Origin of the sequence: Bifidobacterium simiarum, assembly GCF_002802905.1 — a bacterium.
GTDB lineage: Bacteria > Actinomycetota > Actinomycetes > Actinomycetales > Bifidobacteriaceae > Galliscardovia > Galliscardovia simiarum.
Genome location: NZ_PEBK01000018.1, coordinates 1 through 1472 on the forward strand (window position 1 = coordinate 1; position 1472 = coordinate 1472).

Annotated in this window: 1 pseudogene; it reads right to left on the bottom strand. The window is 66.7% G+C overall.

Features of this window, described 5'->3' with window-relative positions:
- Positions 1–26: 26 nt before the first annotated feature.
- Positions 27–1422, bottom strand: a pseudogene (locus CSQ87_RS10620) (IS3 family transposase).
- Positions 1423–1472: the final 50 nt, after the last annotated feature.

Genomic DNA, 1472 nt, shown 5'->3' on the forward strand with positions numbered 1-1472 from the left:
GGGGGTGCGGATGTTTTTTTGGATGGCTAGGCGGCCAGTCCAAGGTGTTTGCGGTATTGCACCGGACTCATCCAGCCCAGTGACTTCTTGATACGGGTCTCATTGTAATGGGTCAGGTAGGCCGCGAGACGCTCGCGGAACTCCTCGTAGCCGACGCCCGTCCAGTCGCGCCCGTGGAAGAACTCGTTCTTGAGTCTGCCGAAGAAGCCTTCGGCGGCCGCGTTGTCGGGGGAACAGCCCTTCGCGCTCATCGAACGGACCAGCCCGTTCTCCTCGCAGATGCGGATCCATTCGGGCCATCGGTAGTGCACGCCGCGGTCCGAATGGATGACGGGCCTCTCGTCGTTCCCGAGTGTGGCGACGGCGTCCAGGAGCATCCGGTTCGCCATGCGCGCGTTCGGCGATCGCGACAACGTCCAGGAGACGACCATCCCGTCGAAGCAGTCGACCACCGGGGAGAGCCAGCACTTGTACCCGTCCATGGTGAACTGGGTGACGTCCGTGACCCACAGCCGATTCGGCGCGTCGGCGTGGAAATCACGCTTCACGAGGTTCGCGGGCGCCTCGCTCACCTCGCCGGCGTAGGAGCTCCACCGCTTCGCACGCTTCAGGTACACGGGCCTGAGGTTCTCCTCGCGCATGATCCGGCGCACGACCTTCTCCGAGACGACGAGCGGATCGTCCGCGTCCAGGCGCAGCATCCGATGGATGCGCCGATAGCCCCACACACGGCCGCCGGCCTCGAACAGGCCGGTGACGCGGGCCCGCAGCACGGCGTATCTGTCGCCCGCGGCGATCACGCCGCGCTCATAGTAGTACGTGCTGCGCTTCAGCCCCATGGCGTCCAGCGCGCTGGCCAGACCGAACTCACCCCTGATCGCGTCGACGACCCGCGCCCTCTCCCCGTTCGTCGGCATGGACGGGTCGAGGCGCGGGTCGTCGGCTTTTAAAACCCTGATCGTCTCCCGCATCACCGCGTTCTCCAACCGCAGGGCCTCCACCTGCCGGCGAAGGGCCTCCACGTCCCCGGCATCCCGCGCGTCGCCGTCCGCGACCCCCGGGGCAGGGGGCTTCACATCGTCGCGTCCCGTGGCCAATCCCATGCCGCCCTCCTCGCGATACCTGCGGGCCCACGCATACACGCTCTGGACGGTGCAGCCCACCGATCCGGCGGCCTTCCTCGCGTCACCGGTCCGCAGGAACATGCGCACGGCACCCAATCTGGCCTCAAGCGTATACGACGTCCCCTGGCGGCCCGCCGGACCATGGCGTGGATCCATACGGATCCACTCGCGCATCGTTCCACGCGAGGGCGCCTCGTCCCCGAGCTCGCCCTCGACGAACTCCGCGATACGCGACCGGGACACCCCCGTCCTCATGGAACAGATCGACCACCATGCGACGCAATCCAACCGAATACATACGGACTCCAATCCGGACGCCGAAGCGTCCAACATTTCGTCCGCACCTCC